The sequence below is a fragment of the Paenibacillus xylanilyticus genome (genome assembly GCF_047246825.1).
In the GTDB taxonomy this organism is placed as follows: Bacteria; Bacillota; Bacilli; order Paenibacillales; family Paenibacillaceae; genus Paenibacillus; species Paenibacillus xylanilyticus_B.
In genome coordinates this window covers 1,457,453-1,481,078 of record NZ_JBFOLB010000001.1, presented here as the reverse complement: position 1 = coordinate 1,481,078, position 23,626 = coordinate 1,457,453, and the positions used below count along the sequence as shown (strand labels likewise).

Here is a 23,626-nt window from a genome sequence, read left to right as displayed (position 1 = left end):
ACAACCTTGCAATAATTAAAATTGAACCAGGTTATTGATTTGGACAGGCATCCCTGTAGAAATCGCACGGTTGGCTGCAATACCGGTCAGGATGGATCTCGCTCCATCGATATGGTTGGCAGCACGGGCATACGGATCTTCTACAGGTTCGCCGAACAGATCATTCAGCAGTACCGGGTCTCCTCCGCCATGTCCGCCTTTTTGCTCTTCGACATGCACTTCATACGGGGCATCGAACATGGGAAGTACACGCAGCGTTTTGCCAATCAGTGCACCTTCCAAACTTTTGTCACCGAGTGAATTGACATAGGACTGTTCCACAATGGACATCTCGATCCGGCCTTTGGTGCCGTTAATGGCAATACGATATCCCTCCCACGGCTGATAGGCGACAAGGGAATAGGTCAAAATCGCTTTGTTCTGATACTGGACGAGCACGCCCATCGTATCCTCAATATTAATGCCATCCCCGAATACGCTCTGATCGCGCTGATAGCCATCTTCAGGCTCCGCATCCAGATACATGGCTTTGAGATGCGCATCCGAATCCAAGTGGAGTGCAAATGGATCCTCCTGAGCGAGCGGGTTGCCGGTTGCGCGGTTGTAGAATTGGGTAACGCCACGTTCTTCCGCATTCTCCCGTCCATAGTACATCAGATCACCAAACGCAAAAACCGTTTCGGGCTGGGAACCGATCCAGAAATTGACCAGATCGAAGTGATGGGTGGACTTATGCACAAGCAATCCTCCGCTGTTACGTTTGTCGCGGTGCCAGCGGCGGAAATAATCTGCACCATGCCGGGTATTGAGCAGCCATTCGAAGTGAACGGAGGTGACTTTACCAATCGTATCATTCATGATCAGCTCACGGATCTTGGTATGATGGGGAGCATAACGGTAGTTAAAGGTAACCCTGATATTTTGCCCAGTCCGCTTGGCGGCATCAAGGATGTCCTGGCATTTGTGCTCATCAATGGTCATGGGCTTCTCGGTCACGACATCGCATCCAAGCTCCATGGCCCGAATGATGTACTTGTGATGAGTACGGTCAATACTGGTCACAATGACGGCATCCGGTTTCTCGTTCTCAATCATTTGATCAAATTGATCTGCTGTATAGGTGGGTACCTCATTGTATTTATATCGTTCTCGCAGCAGTTGATTGGCATAATTCATGCGGGTCTGATTGATATCACAAAATGCTGCGAGTTCGGATTGTTCACGAAAATTTTGTGCCAGTGCACCATAAAAAAATTCGGCCCGCCCCCCGGTTCCAACCAATACATAGCGTTTCTTGCCACTCATATCTATCGCCTCCTTGAATATAGCTCTAGACTATAACAAGGGAATACTTCTTTCGCCGCATTTTTTGCGTAATCGCTTTCAAAACCCGCTTATTTTGCTATAATCCTTGAAAAGGGGGCTGCATCATGTCACAGCCGTTTCGAGCAGATTACCACGATCCTACCGGATATTTGGATATTGAATATGATCGCCGGGTTGGCTATTATTCCATGACTGCTGACCATCTTCATGACCATTATGAGCTGTACTATCTCTTGAAGGGTGAACGCATCTATTTTATTAAAGATCGTTCCTACCACGTAAAAGCAGGGGATTTCGTATTCGTGGACCGGAATGCAGTACATAAGACACTGGAGAGTGGAAGACCAGACCATGAACGAATTGTACTGTACCTGAAGCCGGAGCTGTTTGGGGAGATGAGTATAGCGGCTTCATTGATTGAGAAGTTAAAGGAACCTTTCGGATGGGAAGTTCCGATGCTAAGGCTCCCACCACATAACAGCGAAACCGCAGAACGAATCGTCACTGAAATGATTGATGAGATGATCCAGCCCCAAGCGGGAAGCAATCTGCTGCTGCGCCACCGATCCATTGAATTGCTGCTGATCGCATACCGCAATCAACAGCAGGGCAAGGTACATACGGCGGAGAGCGAGCCGGTTCTACATCCCAAAACGCAAGCGGTTGTCCGCTATCTGAATGAGAATTATCAGAACCCTCTTTCGCTGCCCGAAGTGGCGGCAGAATTCCGGATCAGTCCGCATTATCTCAGTCGATTGTTCAAACAAACCACAGGATTCACCTTTATCGATTACTTAAATCTGCTTCGCGTGAAGGAAGCGCAGCGCTTGCTGCGGGAAAGTGGGGATTCCATTACGGAGATCGCCTGGCGTGCAGGCTTCAGTAACTTTTCCCATTTTGGCAAAGTGTTCAAACGGACAGTTCAAATGTCTCCAAGAACATACAGACAGGGGTATAAAGACTCGGGTCTATCTCAATCTCTGTAAATCCCTCAGAATCAAGCTGGAATCAAAAGAAAGACCTGATCAAACCTGCAAAAGCAGGTCTTTGTTCAGGTCTTTGCCCAGTTATTCAACATTAGAAATATACTGAAATTCGTCTTGCATGGTGTGTTCAAACGGAAATATGACTTACATCTGTCTCTGGACGAAGCTGCAGCTGCAGCTCTTCATCACGGTTGCAGACCATAACCCCGTTGACCACATCCAGCCGGGCGGCCTGAATCGAGGAACGACGAGCAGGCTCACTGGCATGATCGACGCCTTCGGTACGGTCCGGGTGAGTAAAATAGAAGATATAGGCTTCATCATCCTGGACCAACACATCTGCATGCAAACCGATCACGCCATCATCTTCGCGAATCCCCGGCTGATCGAGGATCATGCTGTTCCATTCCCAATGTTCCAGATCATCAGATTTATATACGGCTTGTCCTCTCCATTCATCAACAATCATCCAATAGGAATCATGGAAACGAAAAACGTTAGGCCCTTCGTGGGCACGACCTGTAATGACCGGACCGATAACGTCCCAATGGTAGAGGTCTCTGCTGTCTGCGGCATAGGTGTGAGAAGAATTCGTCTCGTCCTTGTACCACATCCGGAATCGTCCATCCGGGAGCGGGTAAATGCAGGCATCAATGACTTGGTCTGAACTAAGTTCCAGTTTGCCATGAAACGTCCAGTTCAGGAGGTCGGGGCTGGTGTAATGCAAAATGTGTCGGTCATGACCCGGCCAGTCATGGGGTACGCCTTGAATATAACTGACATACATGTGGTACGTGTTGTTATGCCAGAAAATCTCCGGTGCCCAGAACGTATTATGTCCCCATTCATGCTCAAGACCTGTTAACGTACCGCGATAAGTCCATGACTGTCCTCCATCGGATGAAGAGGCTACGCCAAGATCCGTGCCATGAACCCAGGCAAACTTCGGACCTCCTGCAGTAGCTCTGCGATTGGTGTAGATCATCCACCAGGTTTGTTCGGAACGATTCCATACAACGACCGGATCAGCCGCTCCATCGAAGATGGGATCACGAAATAAGGGTGCACTCAAGATTAAGTCCTCCTTTTATTAGCTGCAATAGTTTCAATAAGTCATTGCATCTATCGTAAAAGAGATTGTGTGAAATTACAATATAACGTTTTCAGTTACAATGAATTAATATATAAATTAATTCTGAAATATTGCATATATTTAGAAACATCCTTGAGTGGTGTGCCATCTGATAGAATATTGAACATAGTATAGGAGGTTTAAACTTGATACCAATGAACTAGGGCGGCACAGTACTTGTGATCAAGGTATAAACATTGCTTAAGTCTTGGATCGGGCGTATATTAATGTTTATCCAAAATAGTAATATATTGATAGAAGCACTATGTAAACATTTGTCTCAAGGGAGGTCAAAGCCGATGATAGCAACGAGGTTACGTGAATTGGGTATTATCTTGCCACAGGCAAGCGCACCGGCAGCGAAGTATGCCAATGCGGTCATTGTAAATGGGTTGATGTACGTGTCAGGGAAAGGGCCCGATACAGTGGAGCGTGGCAAACTAGGGGAGGATTTTACGACCGAGCAGGGGTATGATTTTGCCCGGAATGCAGGGGTCGAAGTGCTCGCCGTGGTCCAGGATGTGCTTGGTTCACTGGATCGGGTGAAACGTGTGATCAAGGTTCAGGGCTTCATTAATGCTTCTGCTTCCTATCAGGAACATCACAAGGTATTGAACGGGTTTTCCGATCTAGTGATGGACGTATTTGAGGAAAAGGGCGTGCACGCACGTTCGGTTTTTGGAGCTGTCTCCGTACGGGATAACCTGCCGCTTATTGTGGATTCCATATTTCAGGTAGAGGAGTAGGAGCATGGCTAACACCAATCCAATGAATCCGATTATGCTGTCTTTTCCTGAGAGCTTCAATACAACCCGTCTCACAATTCGAGCTCCGGAGTGGGGAGATGGGGCGGAAGTTAACGATGCCATTCGCGAAAGTGTGGAGCAGCTGCGTCCGTGGCTGCCCTTTGCCGAAAATGTACCTTCGTTGGAAGAATCCGAAGCGCATGTTCGCAAAGCCAGATTGCAATTTTTGGAACGAACCGATATGGTTCTTCATTTGCGAGATAGGCATACCAATGAATTCGTAGGCAGCAGCGGTCTGCATCGCATCGATTGGAGTGCCCGCTGTTTCGAGATTGGCTATTGGATCAGAACATCGCGGACTGGTGAAGGACTGATGACGGAAGCTGTGCAAGGGATTGAGCAGTTCGCAATTCAATATCTGGATGCGAATCGATTGGAGATTCGCTGTGATTCGTGTAATATACGAAGTGCCAAAGTGGCTGAGCGCGCGGGATTTACTCTTGAAGGCATACTGCGAAGTGTGCGTCGTGACCGTGCAGGTACGCTGGTAGATGTCATGGTTTTTAGTAAAATCAGAGGCAAAGAATTTGAATAACGGATGGGTGGAGGCTCAGTTATGAAGCTTATTGGTCAGGGAAGAACCGCAGACATTTATGCTTATCCGTCCAATCAGATTATGAAATTGTACAAAAGTGATTTTTCGTTTGAAGCCGTCCAAAATGAATTCAGAATTACGCAAATTCTATATGACAAGGGATTGCCCGTGCCACAGGCCAGGGTAATTATAGATGAGGAGAATCGCCAAGGAATCGTGTTTGAACGAATTGAAGGTCATACGATGTTTTCAATGATGTTTGGACAGCCTCTAAGACTTCAAGAACTGGTACATCAACTGGCTGTCTGCCATGTGGAGCTTCATTCCCAGAGTGACGATCAAGGAGTTCTTCCTTCACAGAAGCAGATCTTGTCAGGCGCAATTCGAAGAACACAGCTATTGTCCGAAGAGGATAAGACACGCATACTGGTTTACCTGTCCAGTCTCCCGGAACGAACACAGATCTGTCACGGTGATTATCATCCCGATAATGTCATGGTGAACGAGATGAAAGACAGCTGCTATGTGATCGATTGGATGACGGGCATGTCGGGCGATCCTGCAGGTGATGTGGCACGCAGCTGGGTCATATTAAAAAGTGCATCGTTACCGGAGGATGCGGATCCGGCGATTCGATTGGGATTCGAAAGGTCTCGTGATACGATTGTGGATGGGTACACCAACCATTATATGCACCTTACTGGCTTAACCTGGAAGGAGATTGGATCCTGGATTCTTCCTGTTGCAGCTGCACGTCTGGAAGAGTGTTTGCCAGGCAATGAAGCAGAAGAAGTGCTGAAACTTGTCCAGGATCGACTGAATGATTTGGACGCATGAATCGAACTAAAATAACGAGGTGAATGTCAACATGCTGCACTCATTAGAAGCCATACATTCCTATAGAAGAGGCAACATCCCAGAGGCGGGGCAGCATTCATGGCTGCAGCTGCTGGCAGCGGCCGAGCAGCCCAATATCAATCTGGAACGTATTCATTCCATTGCTGAACTTGAAGGGACCAATCCCGTTCTGGACTACGTGGAGCGGAGTTTGCGCGTACTGGAACAGCTGAGTATTTCCTTTTGGGTACGTGAGATGGTAGAGGAAGTGCTGATCTGGTCGGAGACAGCCAAAGCTGGCACCTTGAAACAAAGAAAGGCTTGGCAGCGCGCAGGGATAAATCTGTTCGTACATAATATTGGATCCGCACAGTTATACAGTCAGTACGTTATTCATCGCAAAACAGGAAGCATGGACGATGGCCATAATACGGTCGATCAAGCAGCCGAATTATATGCTGATTGGGAGAACACCATAACGCCGAGGCAGCACATGGTTCGCACCTTAATTGCGACGCATGGTCTTATTGGTCAATACATACGAGGCGAGATCCCTTTTGCCGAGAATGCTCCGCTGCATTCTTTCATAACGCAAGGCTGGCTGACAGCCGAGGAATTGCATACCATCCTGATGGCGCTCAATGAATGCATTATTGCTGGTGTTGATCCGATGCTGTGGCAACAGGTTGAAACAGAAGTGCAGCGAATTGTAGGGTGGATTATCAGTGAGCCGGATCATGCAGACTGGCCTTTGAAGGAACGACTATCCCGCCTGAGAAGTTCATCCATTCGTGAAGGAGAGGCCATGGATGAGGCGTATGCCAACCTGCAGACAGAGCTTGATATAGAAAAGGTACTGGCACCGCTGTCTCATCTCACATTATGGTATGTGGAATCCGCATTGCGTGATTTTTCTTTGCAGGAAATGGTCAAAGTTTTTCTTCTCTCCCTGCACAGTAAGGACATGGCTACCACAGCACCGGAGGCAAATGAAGTACGCCATATCAGCTTCGAACCGTTAATGAATACGATGTATTACGATCATAAAGGCGTTAAGAAGCTGAACATCTACAAAAAACGAATGATTGAGAAGTACCTGGAACAATGGTCATGGAAACAGATTGAAGAGGGACAGTCGGTTGTTTATCCCCACTTGACCCATCGCGCTTTACGTCATCCTGATTTGACGGATACGGTTTTTGTGACCTTTGAGTTTTCTCCTGCAGCCGAGAAGCTGATTGCGTTTTGTATTGAAGCCGAGAAATCTCCATTATACGAGAAGGCTGTATTGTTGCTGTTCGATTTGTTCGGACTGCGGCGGGATGCGTATGACCGGTTTCATAATGAAGAAACATATCTGGCGGACATGAACAGCTCGGGTGATTATAAAAAAGTGCTGCTGGACTACATCGTTGGCAAACGTGTACTGGATATTGGTCCTGGCGGGGGCGTGCTGCTTGATCTTATTGAGCAGGAGAAGCCGGATGCGGAGCCGATCGGCATTGATATCTCTACCAACGTCATCGAAGCGCTGGAGCGCAAAAAGCAGCGGGAAGGTCACCGCTGGCAGGTGATGAAAGGGGATGCCTTGCAGCTGGATCAATACGTGCAGCCAGGCACGGTGGATACGGTCATTTTTTCATCTATTCTGCATGAGTTGTACTCCTATATTGAGCGAGACGGACGGAGATTTAACACAGACACGGTTGTCGCAGCACTGAAGAGTTCGTTTCACGTACTGTCGCCGGGTGGAAGAATATTAATCAGGGATGGCATTATGACAGAACCTGAAGAACAGAAAAGGCGGATTCGCTTTTTGGAACCGGAAGGGATGCGCTGGCTTGAACGATATGCTCAGGACTTCCAGGGCCGCGCGATTACATTCGAACGGGTTGCTGAAAATGAAGCTGTTCTCAACATCAACGATGCGATGGAATTTCTGTACACATATACATGGGGCGAAGAAGCATACGTTCACGAGATCCAGGAACAGTTTGGCATCTTTACGCCATCTACCTATGAAAATTGTATTCGTGAAGCACTTGGTGAGCAGGCCGAGATCATTCGGCTGGAGCATTTTCTTCAGGAAGGATATACCGAGGCACTTGCAGAACGCATTGTGTTCATGAAGGAAGACGGTCAGCCTGCACGTTTGCCAGACAGCACCTGCCTGATTGTCATTGAGAAGAAGAAAGGGATGGCGGGCAGATGAGGAATGAGACCACAACGGTTTTATACTTTGTTCGGCATGCGGAGTCAGCTTATGTGGAAGGGCAGGAACGAGAGCGGGGACTCACGGAACAGGGGAAGCGGGATGCGGCTGCGGTTGCAATTCTGCTCCGTGAGGAGCGAATTCAATGTTTTTATTCCAGTCCTTACACGCGGGCGGTGGATACGATTCAGGAACTGGCTGAAGGAGCGGGTGCATTCGTGGTGACAGAGGAAGATTTGCGAGAACGTAAGCTATCCGATGAAACGGTGAAGCATGCCGATTTTCGTGAAGCTAAACAACGACTATACCTTAATCCTTCCTTTGCATACCCTGGAGGAGAGTCAGGTGAACAGGCGTGCTCACGAGCCGTAACTGTAATTGAGCAAATTCTGGATACACACGCTGGACAAAAAGTAGCGATTGGGACACATGGGGATGTGATGACCCTTATTTTTCAGCATTATGATCCTTCCTACGGTTTTGATTTCTGGAAGAGCACAACGATGCCGGATATTTATAAATTGGAGTTCGATATGGAACACAAGCTGGTGCAGGTCAACCGTATGTGGAAAGAGCCAAATTAATTCTAATCCGTAGATCCTCTAGGAGGTTACAGCATGGATGAAATGACAAATATCAATGATTTGAGCCCTGATCCAACCATGACGCCGGTAGTAGGTCTGCTGCATGCCATGGTAGATTACAATGATGAACGGTTAATTCGACTCGTGAAAGACATGAGTGCGGAGGAATTGCAGTTCAAAGGACCTGCACATGATGTAAACAGCACAGCCCAGCTGCTAAGACACATCAGTGTTGTGTTGCTTCACTGGGTATTTCGCTTACAGTCTCAAGAAGTGCCTGCTGGCTATACGGAGAAGTACGGACCGATGTTTGACGCAGATGGAAAGTTACCTTTGATGCCGGACTTAACGATACAAACCTGGCTGCAAGAGCATACTTCCATTCGGGAAATGTTCAGAAGTGTGTGCCTGTCTTTGCAAGATCATGATCTGGAACGGGTGGTTCCTTATGAAAATGGAGAAGGTGCAGTAATTCGCTGGAGTCTGTTTCATATTGCGGACCATTGCCGACACCACTATGCTCACATCGTCTACCTGAGACGTACATATTCCGAACAGGTCAAGGGGTAGGTACTTATGGAAATCACGTTTTATCCTGACCGGTATGTTGTGGACGACCTGCATGTGCCAGAGCTGCACGAGCGCTTGTACTGCATATTTGATCTCGAAGGGACGGGGATTCATCCCGATCAAGACAGCATTACCCAATTCGGTGCAATGGACTACAAACGCGGACAGACAAGGAATTTAACATTCTCTTCCTTGTCACGTGCCAGTAAAGCAATACCGGAAGCTGTAGCCAAGTTAACGGGCATATCGAATAAGGACATGATCACAGCTCCTGAATTTACAGAAGCATTTTGTGCATTCACCAGCTTTGTGGGGGACAAGATTCTCGTAACACATGCAGGGTATGAATATGATCTGCCTATACTGAAGCGCCACTGCGAGCAATTGGGCGTGACGATGTTTACCAATAAGGTGCTGGATACGAAAGTGATGTTCACGTATATTCATCCTGAAGTGAGTGAAGTTATATCTACAGATTTTCTGATTCAGTATTATAACATCAATACAGACGGCATTCGAAGGCATGATGCCTTGGCGGATTGCGGCATTATTGCCCGCATACTGGATCAACTTCTTCAGGAATATGATGAGAGGGGCTTGGATCACTTCACTGCAGATCCTACTCGCTTCGTGCGAAGATTTGAGATACCTGAGATGTACAAGATCACACCAAATGGAGGAATGCCGAATGAGCAGAACAGCGGCGGAGAAGCTCCTGAACGAATTGAATGAAGGCAAGCTGATCACAAATCAGATGTTTGATGGGTTGGATGTGGACAGCTACCTGGATGAGCGGGATGATTCTACTTTTGCAGATGAGTGGATGAAGGCATATATGCAATGGGTACAACATGCTGGCTCTGTAGCGGAAGATGAAGTACTTCGTGCATCCAGAGAACAGGCATTTAAACAGACTCTGCAGCATACAGGGAATCCCGAACTGGCCGGTTATGTGAGTGATGATATCGGACTGATTGGGGCTGGATTACTGCAGGGGGAAGTCCAAAATACCTTTGTGGGACAACTGCTTGCAAGTTACCATAACGGGAAACTGCCTCTGCGCTAGCAGAGGCAAGGTAAAACCTCATGCTTCTTGTTTGTATAAAAAAATGAATTCAAATGTGTATTGTGAGTATAGTAACGCATAAGGTACAATTCACCTTAGAACTTAATTGAGAATGATAATCATTATATATTTGCATTCTCTTTTATACAGCTGATTACATAGGGGTGAAGAGTAGCATGGCAAGTTGGAGTAACGGTATTAAAGGTTGGGGAATCGCAGCACTGGTCGCGGTATCGCTTATCACGGGATGTAGTGCTAATTCAGGTGCACAGGAGGAACAGGCTCAGACACCGGTAACTGAGAATGCTGCTTCTGGCGACATTGCGTCTGAAACAAACCAAGAGACGGAGACACGTGTGGTACAGGATGAATTCGGAGATGTAACGATTCCGGTACATCCGCAGCGCATTGCTGGTATCTATGTGGAAGATTACCTGAAGGCTCTGGATATCACACCTGTAGTGCAGTGGTATAATCCGATGTGGGGCGTACAGGAATATTTGGATTTGGATGTGCCTCAATTTGATACCACAGGCAGCATTGAAGCTTTATTGCAATATGATCCGGATCTCATCATAGTGGATGGCGGAGCGGACATGGAACAATATGAGATGTATTCAAAGGTGGCACCGACGTACCGCCTGCCAGAAGACATTTTGCAGGATTCCAATCAGATCTTGACGACCATTGCCGATGTTGTAGGTAAACCGGACAAGGGTAGAGAAGTTGTTGCGGCATATGAGGCCAAGATTGCAGACGCTAAGGCGAAGCTTCAGGAAGCGGTCGGGGGTGAGACTGTAGCGGTTGTCCGACTGAATATCAGCGATAATACACTGGCATTGTTCGGTATTAAAAATCGATTTACCGGATTTATTTATTCGGAGCTTGGTTTAACGCCGCATCCATTGGTCAGCAAGATGGAAGAATATCAGGAAATCCTTTCTGAAGAGGCTATTCCAGAGCTTGATGCGGATCATATTATTGTATTTCCATCCAATGGAGACTGGGCATCCCCCGAGAACAAGGAAGCTTTGAAGGTGCTGGATAGCAAGTTGTGGAAATCCCTTCCTGCGGTTAAAAACAACCAGTTGTACATGATGGAAAGGTCGTATTGGCAATCTGGTGCGATAACAGCGAATTCGATGAAGATTGATGATTTATTGCAAAAAATGACGCCTTAGTGAAATTTTTATATATCCAATCAAGAAAGCTCTTCAGCCAGGGTTGAAGAGCTTCTTTTTTTCGTTTACACTATTTATAAATGATAATTATTCTCAATTAAGGACGATGACGATGTCACTTACAATAGAACAGATTCTTCCCAAGCCCTGGCTTTGTTCACTTCACCATATTCAGTATGTGCAGTACCCTCCTTCAGAACCATCCATTAGTGTAAATTACACAACGTCAAGTAACCATTCGTTGTTCATCATTACCCAGGGAGAGGGAGAACTGATGGCTCAAGATGTCATGTTCAAGTTAAGCAAAGGAATGATATTGTTTGTTCCCGCTGGAGTATCCATCTTCCCTCTGCAAAATAAAACTTTCTCAGAAACAAAGTTGCATTATTATAAACTTGACCTGGTACTGGGTGAGGAAAGCAAGGATGCTTCAAACGCTCAACTTAATAAGAAAAAACCTGCTTTGCAACAACGAAAAGGAATCTTCGAACCATCCATGCTTATTGAGTTGTCCTACAACCCTTGGAGCTCCTGTCTGGAAGTATTGGATCAAATGCTGCGCCAACAGGAAACGAGTGATTGGCTAGAACAATGGAACATACAGCTTCGCTTTCAGGAATGGTTCCGTGTGCTCCTTCAACAAAATGATCCGCGAAATACTTGCCAGGATCATCGATCTCTTTTACAACGGTCTATTCGCTACATCCGTGACCATTATAATCACCCCATTACGGTGGATGAGCTGGCCGCGGATACTCGGCTCACCAGATCCAGTTATACTCGTCAGTTCAAGGAGATGACCGGCAAGCTTCCTCTGGATTATGTGAATACGATTCGCCTTGAACGTTCCAAACAGCTTCTGCAGCTTACGGATGATCGATTGCATGACATTGCACAGAATGTTGGATTCAGTAACGAATATTATTTCAGCCGTCGGTTTAAGCAATATGCAGGCATCTCACCGGGTGTATACAGACGTCATTATCGTCAGGATGTTCGTGTATTTGCACCGTATTTGGAGGATTTTGTGCTAGCGCTTGGCGTGGAGCCTGTGCTTCAATACTCTCACCATTCGTGGGGCAAACAGCATTATTTGGGGATGGATGATGTTCCTGAATTCGATGTGTCCCATCAGGATGCAATGTTCCAAGAGAGCCATAAGCCAGACTTTATTATGCTGAACGATGGCTGTAAGCGGTGGAATCTGGACCGTTTCGAACAGGTTGCGCCTACTTTTTATGTACACCATAGAGGTGAGGATTGGCGTTCCATATTGAGATCGACGGCGGATGTATTGGGAAAAGGAGATCGGGTCAGGGATGTTGTAGGGACCTACGAGGAAAAGGCGCGCGAGGCTAAGGAGCTGTTAACACGATCCACCCAGGGGAAGACGGTAGCCTTTTTGCGGATCTCTGCCACTGAAATTGTGTTGTACGGTGCACAGCAGGGTTATGTAGGACCTGTAATGTACGGAGACCTGGGACTGACACCGCATCCTCTTGTACAGCAATGGACTAAGGGGGAGCGCAGAATCGACATTCAACTGGAACAGTTGGCCCAGCTGCATGCCGATCATTTGTTCATTACATTTGATAATGTGGATTCTGTCATACCCGGGGAGGAGCGAAAGCTGCTGGACACGACAGAATGGAAGCAGCTGCCTGCCGTCAAGAGTGGCCATGTGTATGAGGTCGATTTTCTGAGCTGGATGAACTACGGTGTTATTTCCCATGGGAAAAAGATTGATGACATTTTGCGATTTATGGCTTAGAACTCCAGAATCGAAAGAAGAACTTGATTTGGAAGTGACATATAAAGAACGTATGGATATGCTAACATGGTTGCTTTTATTGTGAAGGATGAATCAACATCATTCGCACCTTGGCTAACCAGTTGAGTGGCGAAAAATATTCGTGTAAGTTAAGAGGCGACTGACTACTCCTGTCAGTCGCCTCTTAAATGAATAAATAAAAATTGCATTAATGCTTTCATTTGGTTGAACATCAAACGACTATAATTACATTACTCTTTTTCCATCACAGCGAAGTAGTTGTTCTCATCATCTGCAAAGTTGAACACTCTTCCGCCCGGAATCGTAACCAGTTCACCAACCGTAACCTGCTTGCTGGACAAGTCCGAATAGAGCCGGTCGAGGTCTTTTGTGAAAAACATAAGCGAAGGTGTACCCAGATTTAACTCAGGGGACATTTTGGCAATGAGTTCCTTGTCGTGCAGAATTAGAGTTGTCTCGGCACCTTCTTCAGGAGCAATTTCAATCCAGCGCATGTCCCCGCTGTTTTCTTCGGAGACCACGTGAAAGCCTGCTTTTTCTGTCCAAAACTGAAGGGCTTTGTCCTGATCGTTTACGTACAACATGATTTGACCAACTTTGCTAAACAATGATAGTCACTCCTCTGTAATAGTGATGATTCACCTTGAATGGGTATGCCTCTTCATTCTTGGGTTATCTCTGATGAGTCAAGTTATATACTACCATAAATTCCCTTGCCGTATCCGTTTACATTCCCAACACAAAATGCGCAAGCAAATGTCCTTGACTGCGAGTTTGCATCATACCTTTAAAAGGAGGGTGATTCGCAACAAGCGAGTACCTCTAAGCATAGCCATGGAATGGCGGATGGGAGCGCTGTAATGACGACACGGGTAGTTCTGTTGGAAGAAGGCACGGCAGAGATGAAAGGACTAATGGGCAGTATAGGAGCCGGGCTTGCGGAGCTATGTCAAGCGGGTTGGCCTGTCCCGGCGGGATTCACCATTACAACGGAATACTGTCACGAGTTCCATACCCGTCCTGAACGACTTTACGGCGAAGGGTCGGAGGATGTAATCAAGGCAGTTTGGCAGCTGGAGCGGCATACAGGCAAAACCTTCGGCGATCCGGAGGTTCCGCTTTTGCTTGCTGTGCAATCCAGTGACGTACTTCCCGAAGCTGCGAACTCCCTAGTGTTACTGCATGTAGGTTTAAATGACCTCACGGTAGAAGGCCTTGCACGTCAAATCAACAATCGTCCGTATGCATTGAACTGCTACCGGATATTGTTGCAGAATTATGGCCGCTTGGTCCATGGAATTCCGTATGCGGTGTTTGAAGAACGATTGGGTAATATCACGAGCCTGGATGAAACGAAGCTTGAGTTTGCTATAGCCCAATATAAGGACGTCATCGAAGAATGGGGGCATCCTCCTTTCCCTCAGGATGTGCAGCTTCAACTGCAAGGTGCCATTCGTGCTTTCTCCCGTTTAGATTCAGAATTGCAAAAACAAAACGTCAACACTGTTTCGGTAGCGCAAGGTGCGCCGGTATTGATCCAAGTGCTGGTGAATGGAGAATATGGGGATCGCTGCGGAATGGGTACAATTTACTCGCGTCATCCGCTGACTGGGGTCAAAGGGTTGTACGGGGATTACACTCCCTCTGCAGCTTCTGCATCTGATGGTGAGGAACTGGAGCAGCTGAGGAATGCGGAACCTGAATTGTATGAGGTTCTGCTGCAAGCTAGCCGTGAGCTGGAGAGCCGGAGTACAGCTGTTCAGGAAATCAAATTTATCATTGAGTCGGGTAAGCTTTACCTTTTACACGCCCGGGACGCACGTCTGACTTCTGAAGCATCTCTAAAAACGCTGGTAGATTTCGTCCACGAAGGTCTGTTGACCAGGCAAGAGGCGCTGCTGCGAGTGGAGTTCTCTCACGTACTCGAAGGGGCAAATCAATTTGCAGAATGGAAGAGAACTGCCGTGGTCAATAAACATCAACAATCATCTCCTTCACTTGAACTTCAACAGTTGCTCGAATGGGCAGATGATGTGAAAAATATAACCGTACTGGCAAATGCAAGCCACCCCCGAGATGCGGCCATAGCCCGTACGCTTGGGGCAGAGGGAATTGGTCTAAGCCGAACGGAACATATGCTGCTTTCCTCTTCCCGGATACCGTATGTACAAAAGATGGTGCTGGCGGAAACGGAGTATGAGCGCAAACGCGGCCTGGAACGTTTGCTTCCCATGCAGCAATCCGATTTGGAGCAGATTTTCGAAGAAATGGACGGATATCCGGTAACCATACGGCTGTTTGACTTATCGTTGGATGAACTTCTTCCGGATGTGGAAGAGTTAGAGGAACGTCGAAATTCCTTGCGGGCAGGCAATGAAGGGGGACATGAAGCCAGTCTTGAGGAGCTGGATCGCATAATCCAGCGTGTTTACCGGTTGTATGAACAACATCCACACAGTAGACAGCGTGGATGCCGTCTTGGAACCGTTTTCCCGGAGATCTATGAAATGCAGATTGAAGCCATTTTTCGTGCGGCGCTCAAAAGCATTCGGCATGGACTGTGGGTTCGCCCTGAGATTGTAGTAACTTCGAGAGGTCCAGGCAGCGAACTTCAGATGATCAGGGAGCTGATTGATGATGTGGCTGACCAGATTCTCGGGGAGGAAAGACGTCACTGCCACTATAGGGTAGGCTCCATGATCGATGGTCCTCAAATGGCGTTAACTGTAGCCCACATCGTTAGGCATGCCGATTTCCTGTCCTTTGGGACGGAGATTCTGCATCTTGAAGAGGGGGAACAATTGCTGGAACGTGCTGTTGTTCAATCCCGTATTCGCAAACCTCATTTAAAAGTAGGTCTCTGTGTGGAGGAAAGTATTGGTTTGGATATTCTTACTTATAGTCACCGCATGGGAATGGACTACGTTAGCTGTCCGCCTGAGCAGGTGGCCTACGCAAGAATTGCTGCAGCACAAGCGTTACTTATTGCTCGGATGCAGGACAGAGACGTACAGAATGATGATATATCGACAACAGCTTAAGTTATGAGCAAATTGCTTAGATTCAATGAGCGATTTCGATCAGAAAAATGTAGATCAAATAATTCTATTCATTTGTATTTGAAACCCGGGATCGATTGAAACGAATGATGCAAATAAGCTGGTTATAGGAATTCGGGTCCGTTCATGGAATACAAATTGCAAAACTGTTATACTGAAATATGCGTTTTGTAAAATGAACGTAAAATTTCAGATAAGGGTTGAAAGCGACCATGTTAAATTCCAAAAATGAACGGACCTCCTCACGGACTTTATTTGCCGTCTTATTTATCCTTATGCTGCTGAAGCTGTCGCTTTTGCGGTATTTCTTTTTCCAAGGTTTGTCCGGGATCGGTCTGGTAACCGATGCTTTGGGGGCTCTGACCGTGGTGTGCATACTGGATCTCATCGTGCCGAAGCGTTGGAAGCGGATGGTATATGGCGGGTTTAACCTGCTGTTCTCTCTCATTCTATTCGCGGCTACATTGTACAACGTGCACTTCAGTTCCGTACCGACATATACGGCACTCAGCGAACTAGGGCAGGTTGCACAGGTACGGGGAAGTATCGGACCACTGGTACGTCCTTCACATTTCTTGTTCTTTGCAGATATCATACTCGCACTTCCGGTTTGGCTCATTTTGCGCAGTCGACGTTCGAGTGGAAGGAACAGCAGTTACCGGGACAGTGGCTTGCATTTCGGAAGAATTCGCAGAAGATACTGGGGTAAGCTGGGCGTAGCCCTTACTGCTGCGTTCTGTATCGTTCTGTCAGGCAGTTTCATTGTCAAAGGCGAAACCATTGATAACGAACTGGTGCGGGCTGAAAATCTTGGGTTCCTGAATTATCAGGTATCTTCGGCCATTCTGACGAGCAAGGAAAACGAAGCCATTGCGAATGGCAATATTAATGAAACGATCGAGAAAATCAATCAATTGGTGAGCAAGTACCCTTATCAGGATCAAGCAAGTCAGGGATCGGAGATCAAGGCCAAATATTTTGGTCAGGCCAAAGGCAGCAATCTGATTGTACTGCAATTGGAATCATTCCAGAACTTCCCGATAAACGCTTCGCTGGATGGTCAGGTGTTAACACCGGTACTGAACGATTTAGCCAAAGAAAGCTATTATTTCTCTCATTTTTTCCAACAGATCGGACAGGGGAACACCTCGGATGCCGAGTTTATGTCCAATACGTCCATCTATCCAACCGGGGTTGTCCCGATGTCAGCCGGTTATAGTGACCGCGAGCTGCCAAGTCTTCCGAAGCTGCTTCGCAAGGAAGGTTATCAGTCAGAGACATTTCACGTCAATGACGTGACGTTCTGGAATCGGAACAAGATGTATCCTGCCCTTGGATTTGATCGATACTTTGACAAGCCGAGCTTCGAAAATGACCGCTTTAACGATTTTGGTCCATCGGATGAGGAATTGTATCGTGTAGGTGTGGAAAAGATGGCTGCGCATCAGGCGGCAAACCAGCCATTTTATGCTCAGTTCATCACAGCATCGAGCCACTCACCGTTTACGGTGCCAGCGGATCGAGCACGCATTACCATTCCTGCAACGATTACGAATACATTGCTGCATGACTATTTACAAGCGATTAATTACACCGATTATGCGGTCGGACAGCTGATTGACGAACTGAAGGCCAACGGGTTGTGGGAGAATACAACACTTGTCATCTACGGGGATCACTTCGGATTGCCCGCAAATGACGAAATTACGGAGCAGATTCAGGCCAACCTGAATGTCCCGTATGATGGCAAAGTGAGTCGTTTTAACATTCCTCTCCTGATTCACACGCCAAACCAGGTGAAAGGTCAAGTGATTGAACAGCCTGGAGGCCAGCTCGATATTTTGCCGACGGTCATGAATTTGATGGGTGTTTCGTTAAAAGAAGAACAGTTCACCGCATTTGGGCATGATCTGCTGAATATGGATCATAATGCGTTCGGTATCCGCTATTACTTGCCGACAGGCTCATTTGTGAATAATGACATCATGTTTATTCCGGGTGCAGGTTTTGAAGATGGAACAGCCTACTCGCTCACAACGTATGAACCGGTTACCGATCTGGAACCGTATCGTTCGGATTATGAGCATGTGCTCAGCCTGATGAGGTTATCTGATGAGTACGTGAAGCTGCTGCCCAAACGAGCACCATAACGGAATGTAGGCTCTGATCAAAAGTAACGTCGCCAGCTGCTGCTCATGCTGGTGACGTTTTTTTGTATTCATAGTTTACGGATCCGTGTAAATAATGAGATAGGTGAAGTGCCCAGGTTCAATGCTCCGTCCGGTAATCATAAAATCAGGATTTATTTTGAAACTGTAATTAATAATGTTACAATGGGATGAGCGAGATTTTTAACATAATATGCAGCCAACAACGCAGAAGACGAGAGGATGAATATAGATGAAACTTAGTGTACTCGAACACGGACATATCAATGAAGGACGCAGTGTGCAGGACACCCTCCAGGAGACGGTGACCCTTGCGAAGCATGCCGATGAACTTGGGTACTCCAGGTTCTGGATGTCCGAGCATCATGGCGGCGGAGCGCTGTCCTTTTCCAGTCCGGAAGTGATGATTGCCCATGTAGCAGCTCATACCGATCGCATCCGGGTAGGCTCCGGCGGCGTGATGCTGCCACACTACAGCGCCTATAAAGTCGCAGAGAACTTCCGTTTGCTTGAGGCGCTGCACCCAGGACGAATTGATCTCGGCATTGGCAGAGCACCAGGCGGCATGCCAATCGCGAGCCGGGCGCTGAATGAGGGCAAAGCATCGAATGTACAATTTTTCCCGCAGCAGATCGCTGACCTGGGCGGTTATTTCCACGAACAGCTGCCAGAGGGACACCGTTTTGCATCATTAGTGGCTGGACCATCCGTGCCGACTGTACCTGAAGTTTGGCTGCTGGGCTCAAGTTCAGAAGGTGCCCGAATTGCTGCAGCACAGGGAACGGCATATGCATTTGCACAATTCTTCGGTACACCTGGCGGAGAAGAAGCGATGAAGCATTATCGCAGACATTTCAAACCATCGATTCTGAATGACAAGCCTCATTCCATGATTGCCGTATCGGCTTTCTGTGCGGAGACGGAGGAAGAAGCGGCAGAACTGGCCCGCAGTAATGAACTGTTCTTTCTGCGTCTTGGCAGAGGATTGGAACAGAGTTCCTTCCCTTCGCTGGAAACTGTACACAATTATCCGTATACGGCGATGGAAATGGAACAGATCCGTCAGCGTCGCTCCTTCTCCATCGTGGGAACGCCTGATCAGGTGAAGGAGAAAATTACAGCCATGGCAGAACGTCACGAAGCCGATGAAGTCATCATTGCATCAGCGATTCACTCTTTTGAAGCACGTCTGCGCTCTTTTGGCCTGATCGCTGAAGCTTTTGGATTGAAGAAGGATTAACACCGGTTGAACGGGAATTTATATTTCTAAAGGGTTGGTGCCTCGCTGTGCGGGGCTTCAACTGTATTCTTGTGTGAGCAGAAAGGAGGAATTCACATTCGCAGATGTATCATAAGTGATATTCATGGCTGTTATGATGAATTCAATGCGCTGCTTAATCAAGTGAATGTTGATCCCGGTCAGGACGAACTGATTTTGCTTGGGGATTATGTGGACCGGGGACCGAAGAGCCGGCAGGTAGTTGAGCAGATTATGGAACTGCGGCAAACGCACGGTATAGTGGTTATCAAGGGCAATCATGATGCCATGATGGTCAAAGCGCTGATGAACGATGTTGAAGAGTACGACAGGCATTGGATTCGCAATGGCGGGCTGCAGACACTGGGCAGTTATGTGGAGGTAAGTTTTGACGAGGAACAGATCGATTGGACTGCCTATACGGAAGCCAAGCGGTGGATTCGTGAACAGTATGAGCATCATCTTCGTTTTCTCGATGAACTTCCCTTGGTGTACGAAGTTCCTGGCTATATTTTCGTGCATGCAGGAATTAACCCCGACGTTGAGGACTGGCGTAACCAGCCTGAGCGAGACTTTATATGGATTCGGGAAGAATTCTACACAAGGCCAACTTCCATCCCGGATACGGTGGTATTTGGACACACCCCTGTGAAGCATCTGCATGACCATCCAGGCATCTGGTTTGATTCCAGTGGAGACAAGATCGGCATAGATGGCGGATGCGCGTATGGCGCTCAATTGAACATGCTGGAGATTGGCGAGGATGGCAGTATACGAACGTTTCATGTGAAAAAGGGAGAGAGCGGTCAGGGTTCGGCAGTTTAATATTTGCATTGCGTATCCAGATTCCGTATGCTACTTTATAATTTTATAGAGGTGCTTGATTTTCAATACATATCATATCGAAGTCGAGGGGAATGAACCGAGTTTTGGCTATTTATAATCTGGATCAACTTCAGCATCACATCTTGCTCTGCAATGGCGGTACCTGCATGCGTAACGAAGGCGAGGAAGTTACTCAGGCAGTACGGGACGAAATTATCAAACAGCAGGCCGGTGGATTTATTCATACGACACGAACACGTTGTAATGGACGGTGCGATGATGCTTGTGTATCGATCGTATATCCTCAGGGGGATTGGTATGGCAACATGACACCCGAATCAGGCCGAGCGTTGGTACAGGCACTGTGTGAAGGGGAGAAGCTTGAGAGTCACCTGATTGCGAGTGTTGCTCAAACGGCTTCCAAATAGGAAGTGCTTCCTTCCAAAACGCAGTGTGAAGAGGTGAATTTGAGAACGATTTTCACTTAATTCGCTGTAAAGGGATTGGAAGTAAGTCTTATAGACGCTATAATCAGTAAGGGTATGAATTAAAATATGTCTAATTATATTTTTCTATACGGAATGAGGAGAGAGTTACACGATAACGGAGAGGGCAGATAAAAACCTGAAGAAGCGCAGCGTTCACCTTTATCACCGGATTTTCCCTTACAAAAAGGGATTAAAAAATCGGGCGATAACAGTGATCCGAAGGTTGTTCTGACGTCGTAGTGGTCTGTGTAACGTTGAATTTTCCCATTCTGTATAAATCAGAATTGACGGAGGGCTATAAATATGGAAAAAGCGTTAATCTTCGGTCACAAAAATCCCGACACGGATACAATCTGTTCTGCGATTGCTTATGCAGATCTCAAAACCAAATTGGGTCAGGACGTTGAAGCTGTTCGTCTTGGTGAAGTGAACGGTGAGACCCAGTTTGCACTGGATCATTTCAAAGTTGAAGCACCACGTCTGATTAAAACTGCTGCGAATGAAGTTAACAAGGTCATCCTGGTTGACCACAATGAGCGTCAGCAAAGTGTAAGCGATATTGAAGAAGTGACTGTGGCTGAAGTTATTGACCACCACCGAATTGCCAACTTTGAAACAAGCCAGCCACTGTATTTCCGTGCAGAACCTGTAGGTTGTACAGCAACCATTTTGAATAAAATGTACAAAGAAAATGGCGTGGAAGTCAGTGCACCGATTGCAGGTCTGATGTTGTCCGCGATCATTTCCGATTCCCTGTTGTTCAAATCCCCGACTTGCACAGAGCAGGATGTAGCAGCAGCACGTGAGCTGGCTGCCATTGCAGGTGTGGATGCAGACAGCTACGGTCTGGAAATGCTGAAAGCTGGCGCGGACCTGAGCCAAAAAACAATTGCTGAACTGATTTCCCTGGATGCGAAAGAATTCGCTATGGGTCAAGCGAAAGTGGAAATTGCACAAGTGAATGCCGTTGACGTCAATGATGTACTTGTGAAACAACCTGAACTTGAAGCCGCAATTGAAGCAATTATTTCAAGTAAAGGTCTGGATCTGTTCGTATTTGTCGTAACTGACATCCTGAACAATGATTCCGTCGCGCTGGCTTACGGTGAGTCAACCAAAGCAGTTGAAAAAGCATATAACGTAACCCTTTCCGATAGCAGAGCACTGCTGAAAGGCGTTGTGTCTCGTAAATCGCAAATTGTTCCGGTTCTGACCGAAGCATTCAACAACCTGTAATTTAAGGTCTCGTACTTGAATGCAGCGATAATCTTATCCAAGCCTGCTCTGATCTGTCATAGGTCAGGACAGGCTTTTGCTGTAAAGGAGAAATTCACCATGATTAAAAATGAAAAGATTAAAGCATCCGAAATCCAGCTGACCGGACTGAACGGTGAGGATCTGGGCATTATGTCTACAAAAGAGGCACTGGCTCTTGCCAAACAGCATAAAGTCGATCTGGTATGCCTGTCTCTGATGACAAGTCCGCCGCCCTGCAAACTAATCAGTGCCGGAGCAGCCAAACAGGAAGCGCAGCAGGAGAAGAAAAAAATCGGCAAATCCCCAGATAAACGCAAAGTAAAGGAAATTCGTCTTAACCTGCAGATGGAAGATCATGACCGGGACACGAAACAAGCTCAGGCCGAACGCATCTTGAAAAAAGGTGACTCGGTTAAACTGGTCATACAGGTGCATGGAAGCAAAGAAGGTACCGCAGGCAAGGAATGGGCCGAGCAATTATGCAAGTCACTATCTGAATACGGCAGTAAGACAACAGGTGTTCAGGTGAGTGGCAAACAAGTTGTTGTCCAGTTGGACCCGCACGAATAGCACTTTATTTCCCAAAAAGAAGAAGCCCAATGAAAAAGCAGTGGATCTGTTCTTTCATCGGGCTCTTTTTATGCTATTTCAGAAATATGAAACACATTGCTCTCACGTTCCCCAAGCGATCTGAATCATGTTCGCAAATACCGGCTGCCGCCAACACGTACATATAACTGTCCTGGCAAAACAGGCGTAGAACCTGCAGGCATGTTTATATCACTATTTTCGGCAAAGCGGGACAGATAATAAAAATCGGGATAAATGACGTTATCCATTAAGTAGGCCGTAACTCTGCTGCCTGGAGTGCGGAATTGATTCAACGTACGAATGATCTGCCCTCCAGAGGCAATGCCTATCCCATGACCGTAATACAGATCTTCGCGGAGCATGATGGTGTTTTCCCCTTGCCATTCTGGTGTTTCGGAAGAGACATCCGGGTTTTTGAAATAAAGCACATCTCCGGGAAGTGCGAAACGGCTGCCGTTTTTCTCGGTTAGGCGAAGGTCACTGTCATAATGCCAATCAAAGAGCAGCAAGTTGCGAAAGAGTGAATTGAAGGCCTCTTCGCGGATACTGCCGAGTACGCCTCCATAGAGTACAATGACTGTAGCGGTTGCACATTCAAATGCATACAAGGAACCATTTCTCCAAATATCCCGGATTCCATCTGCCGGAGTTACATTCGGTTTAAGCTCGAACCCTCCTTCATTATTGAGATTCCAGTACGCGGGGTTGCACCTGGATTTTTCAAATGAAGCAAAGCTGACGCCGCTGGCATTCAGCCCCTCAGCGGCTTCAACCAGGGAGGCCCGAAGTTTCCATTCAAATTGAAGATGATCCATGGACTGATAGGAATATAGGGTGGGTCTGTTCTGCAGCTGCTGCAACCAGTGCCATTCAAAGGAAGACCACTGGGTAGGCACTAAATCAAGCGGTTGATTGGCGACGATGATCATACATTACAACCTCCGTTTCGTTGG

22 protein-coding genes are annotated in these 23,626 nt (G+C 47.1%); 18 read left to right on the top strand and 4 right to left on the bottom strand.

The annotated features are described in order from the left end of the window. Positions 1 to 15: 15 nt before the first annotated feature. Positions 16 to 1,305 (bottom strand): Gfo/Idh/MocA family oxidoreductase, encoded by a 1,290-nt coding sequence (locus AB3N00_RS06245; RefSeq protein ID WP_413033811.1) that lies wholly within the window; start codon positions 1,303 to 1,305, stop codon positions 16 to 18. A gap of 125 nt (positions 1,306 to 1,430) precedes the next feature. On the opposite strand from AB3N00_RS06245, the gene AB3N00_RS06240 reads away from it, so the two are divergent. After that, positions 1,431 to 2,312, top strand: a complete 882-nt coding sequence (locus tag AB3N00_RS06240; protein ID WP_413033810.1) for a helix-turn-helix domain-containing protein — start codon at positions 1,431 to 1,433, stop codon at positions 2,310 to 2,312. Between the two features lie 127 nt (positions 2,313 to 2,439). On the opposite strand, the gene AB3N00_RS06235 is transcribed toward AB3N00_RS06240, so the two are convergent. Further along, entirely contained in the window at positions 2,440 to 3,384 is a 945-nt protein-coding gene (locus tag AB3N00_RS06235; RefSeq protein ID WP_413033809.1) for a glycosyl hydrolase, read from the bottom strand. 359 nt (positions 3,385 to 3,743) lie between these two features. Here AB3N00_RS06235 and AB3N00_RS06230 point away from each other — a divergent pair, with 359 nt between their 5' ends. The 10 genes from AB3N00_RS06230 (at position 3,744) to AB3N00_RS06185 (ending at position 13,006) form a co-directional block, all read left to right on the top strand. Next, the gene (locus AB3N00_RS06230; protein WP_413033808.1) at positions 3,744 to 4,190 is read left to right on the top strand and encodes a RidA family protein; all 447 of its coding nucleotides are present in this window, start codon (positions 3,744 to 3,746) and stop codon (positions 4,188 to 4,190) included. 22 nt (positions 4,191 to 4,212) lie between these two features. Then, complete coding sequence (locus tag AB3N00_RS06225) at positions 4,213 to 4,785, top strand: GNAT family N-acetyltransferase (RefSeq protein ID WP_413035205.1); 573 nt, start codon at positions 4,213 to 4,215, stop codon at positions 4,783 to 4,785. A gap of 21 nt (positions 4,786 to 4,806) precedes the next feature. After that, complete coding sequence (locus AB3N00_RS06220) at positions 4,807 to 5,622, top strand: aminoglycoside phosphotransferase family protein (protein WP_413033807.1); 816 nt, start codon at positions 4,807 to 4,809, stop codon at positions 5,620 to 5,622. Positions 5,623 to 5,653: 31 nt separating this feature from the next. Continuing rightward, positions 5,654 to 7,834: a class I SAM-dependent methyltransferase gene (locus AB3N00_RS06215; protein WP_413033806.1), complete on the top strand. Its 2,181-nt coding sequence runs from the start codon at positions 5,654 to 5,656 to the stop codon at positions 7,832 to 7,834. Beyond that, on the top strand, positions 7,831 to 8,418 hold the full coding sequence (locus tag AB3N00_RS06210; RefSeq protein ID WP_413033805.1) for a histidine phosphatase family protein: 588 nt from the start codon (positions 7,831 to 7,833) through the stop codon (positions 8,416 to 8,418). The genes AB3N00_RS06215 and AB3N00_RS06210 overlap by 4 nt, the downstream gene beginning before the upstream one ends. Before the next feature lie 33 nt (positions 8,419 to 8,451). After that, complete coding sequence (locus AB3N00_RS06205) at positions 8,452 to 8,988, top strand: DinB family protein (RefSeq protein ID WP_413033804.1); 537 nt, start codon at positions 8,452 to 8,454, stop codon at positions 8,986 to 8,988. A 6-nt stretch (positions 8,989 to 8,994) separates the two neighbouring features. Further along, complete coding sequence (locus AB3N00_RS06200) at positions 8,995 to 9,720, top strand: PolC-type DNA polymerase III (RefSeq protein ID WP_413033803.1); 726 nt, start codon at positions 8,995 to 8,997, stop codon at positions 9,718 to 9,720. After that, a complete protein-coding gene (locus AB3N00_RS06195) occupies positions 9,677 to 10,054 on the top strand; it encodes a hypothetical protein (RefSeq protein ID WP_413033802.1) in 378 nt (125 codons plus the stop codon). The genes AB3N00_RS06200 and AB3N00_RS06195 overlap by 44 nt, the downstream gene beginning before the upstream one ends. Positions 10,055 to 10,230: 176 nt before the next feature. After that, entirely contained in the window at positions 10,231 to 11,235 is a 1,005-nt protein-coding gene (locus AB3N00_RS06190) for an ABC transporter substrate-binding protein (protein WP_413033801.1), read from the top strand. Positions 11,236 to 11,347: 112 nt separating this feature from the next. Next, a complete protein-coding gene (locus tag AB3N00_RS06185; RefSeq protein ID WP_413033800.1) occupies positions 11,348 to 13,006 on the top strand; it encodes a helix-turn-helix domain-containing protein in 1,659 nt (552 codons plus the stop codon). A 251-nt stretch (positions 13,007 to 13,257) separates the two neighbouring features. On the opposite strand, the gene AB3N00_RS06180 is transcribed toward AB3N00_RS06185, so the two are convergent. Next, positions 13,258 to 13,635: a VOC family protein gene (locus AB3N00_RS06180; RefSeq protein ID WP_175396234.1), complete on the bottom strand. Its 378-nt coding sequence runs from the start codon at positions 13,633 to 13,635 to the stop codon at positions 13,258 to 13,260. 252 nt (positions 13,636 to 13,887) lie between these two features. On the opposite strand from AB3N00_RS06180, the gene AB3N00_RS06175 reads away from it, so the two are divergent. The 7 genes from AB3N00_RS06175 to infC all read left to right on the top strand — a co-directional run bounded on the left by AB3N00_RS06175 (position 13,888) and on the right by infC (position 22,652). Continuing rightward, positions 13,888 to 16,068 (top strand): putative PEP-binding protein, encoded by a 2,181-nt coding sequence (locus AB3N00_RS06175; RefSeq protein ID WP_413033799.1) that lies wholly within the window; start codon positions 13,888 to 13,890, stop codon positions 16,066 to 16,068. Positions 16,069 to 16,298: 230 nt separating this feature from the next. Next, on the top strand, positions 16,299 to 18,236 hold the full coding sequence (locus AB3N00_RS06170) for an LTA synthase family protein (protein ID WP_413033798.1): 1,938 nt from the start codon (positions 16,299 to 16,301) through the stop codon (positions 18,234 to 18,236). 250 nt (positions 18,237 to 18,486) lie between these two features. Beyond that, positions 18,487 to 19,494 carry an LLM class flavin-dependent oxidoreductase gene (locus AB3N00_RS06165; RefSeq protein ID WP_413033797.1) on the top strand — a complete coding sequence of 336 codons (1,008 nt, stop codon included), beginning with the start codon at positions 18,487 to 18,489 and terminating at the stop codon, positions 19,492 to 19,494. 69 nt (positions 19,495 to 19,563) lie between these two features. Beyond that, the gene (locus AB3N00_RS06160) at positions 19,564 to 20,337 is read left to right on the top strand and encodes a metallophosphoesterase family protein (protein WP_413033796.1); all 774 of its coding nucleotides are present in this window, start codon (positions 19,564 to 19,566) and stop codon (positions 20,335 to 20,337) included. Positions 20,338 to 20,441: 104 nt separating this feature from the next. Beyond that, complete coding sequence (locus AB3N00_RS06155) at positions 20,442 to 20,765, top strand: (2Fe-2S) ferredoxin domain-containing protein (protein WP_413033795.1); 324 nt, start codon at positions 20,442 to 20,444, stop codon at positions 20,763 to 20,765. Positions 20,766 to 21,128: 363 nt separating this feature from the next. Beyond that, positions 21,129 to 22,061: a manganese-dependent inorganic pyrophosphatase gene (locus AB3N00_RS06150; RefSeq protein ID WP_175396239.1), complete on the top strand. Its 933-nt coding sequence runs from the start codon at positions 21,129 to 21,131 to the stop codon at positions 22,059 to 22,061. 99 nt (positions 22,062 to 22,160) lie between these two features. Further along, complete coding sequence (gene infC / locus AB3N00_RS06145) at positions 22,161 to 22,652, top strand: translation initiation factor IF-3 (RefSeq protein ID WP_413033794.1); 492 nt, start codon at positions 22,161 to 22,163, stop codon at positions 22,650 to 22,652. Between the two features lie 125 nt (positions 22,653 to 22,777). Here infC and AB3N00_RS06140 read toward each other — a convergent pair whose 3' ends face one another. Then, a complete protein-coding gene (locus AB3N00_RS06140) occupies positions 22,778 to 23,602 on the bottom strand; it encodes a protein-glutamine gamma-glutamyltransferase (protein ID WP_413033793.1) in 825 nt (274 codons plus the stop codon). Positions 23,603 to 23,626: the final 24 nt, after the last annotated feature.

Bases quoted from the DNA above. Each gene is read 5' to 3' on its own strand.
- AB3N00_RS06230 (WP_413033808.1), top strand. From the start codon at position 3,744: ATGATAGCAACGAGGTTACGTGAATTGGGTATTATCTTGCCACAGGCA.
- AB3N00_RS06175 (WP_413033799.1), top strand. From the start codon at position 13,888: ATGACGACACGGGTAGTTCTGTTGGAAGAAGGCACGGCAGAGATGAAA.
- AB3N00_RS06240 (WP_413033810.1), top strand. From the start codon at position 1,431: ATGTCACAGCCGTTTCGAGCAGATTACCACGATCCTACCGGATATTTG.
- AB3N00_RS06195 (WP_413033802.1), top strand. From the start codon at position 9,677: ATGAGCAGAACAGCGGCGGAGAAGCTCCTGAACGAATTGAATGAAGGC.
- AB3N00_RS06225 (WP_413035205.1), top strand. From the start codon at position 4,213: ATGAATCCGATTATGCTGTCTTTTCCTGAGAGCTTCAATACAACCCGT.
- AB3N00_RS06210 (WP_413033805.1), top strand. From the start codon at position 7,831: ATGAGGAATGAGACCACAACGGTTTTATACTTTGTTCGGCATGCGGAG.
- AB3N00_RS06190 (WP_413033801.1), top strand. From the start codon at position 10,231: ATGGCAAGTTGGAGTAACGGTATTAAAGGTTGGGGAATCGCAGCACTG.
- AB3N00_RS06205 (WP_413033804.1), top strand. From the start codon at position 8,452: ATGGATGAAATGACAAATATCAATGATTTGAGCCCTGATCCAACCATG.
- infC (WP_413033794.1), top strand. From the start codon at position 22,161: ATGATTAAAAATGAAAAGATTAAAGCATCCGAAATCCAGCTGACCGGA.
- AB3N00_RS06220 (WP_413033807.1), top strand. From the start codon at position 4,807: ATGAAGCTTATTGGTCAGGGAAGAACCGCAGACATTTATGCTTATCCG.
- AB3N00_RS06165 (WP_413033797.1), top strand. From the start codon at position 18,487: ATGAAACTTAGTGTACTCGAACACGGACATATCAATGAAGGACGCAGT.
- AB3N00_RS06185 (WP_413033800.1), top strand. From the start codon at position 11,348: ATGTCACTTACAATAGAACAGATTCTTCCCAAGCCCTGGCTTTGTTCA.
- AB3N00_RS06140 (WP_413033793.1), bottom strand. From the start codon at position 23,602: ATGATCATCGTCGCCAATCAACCGCTTGATTTAGTGCCTACCCAGTGG.
- AB3N00_RS06245 (WP_413033811.1), bottom strand. From the start codon at position 1,305: ATGAGTGGCAAGAAACGCTATGTATTGGTTGGAACCGGGGGGCGGGCC.
- AB3N00_RS06150 (WP_175396239.1), top strand. From the start codon at position 21,129: ATGGAAAAAGCGTTAATCTTCGGTCACAAAAATCCCGACACGGATACA.
- AB3N00_RS06170 (WP_413033798.1), top strand. From the start codon at position 16,299: ATGTTAAATTCCAAAAATGAACGGACCTCCTCACGGACTTTATTTGCC.
- AB3N00_RS06215 (WP_413033806.1), top strand. From the start codon at position 5,654: ATGCTGCACTCATTAGAAGCCATACATTCCTATAGAAGAGGCAACATC.
- AB3N00_RS06200 (WP_413033803.1), top strand. From the start codon at position 8,995: ATGGAAATCACGTTTTATCCTGACCGGTATGTTGTGGACGACCTGCAT.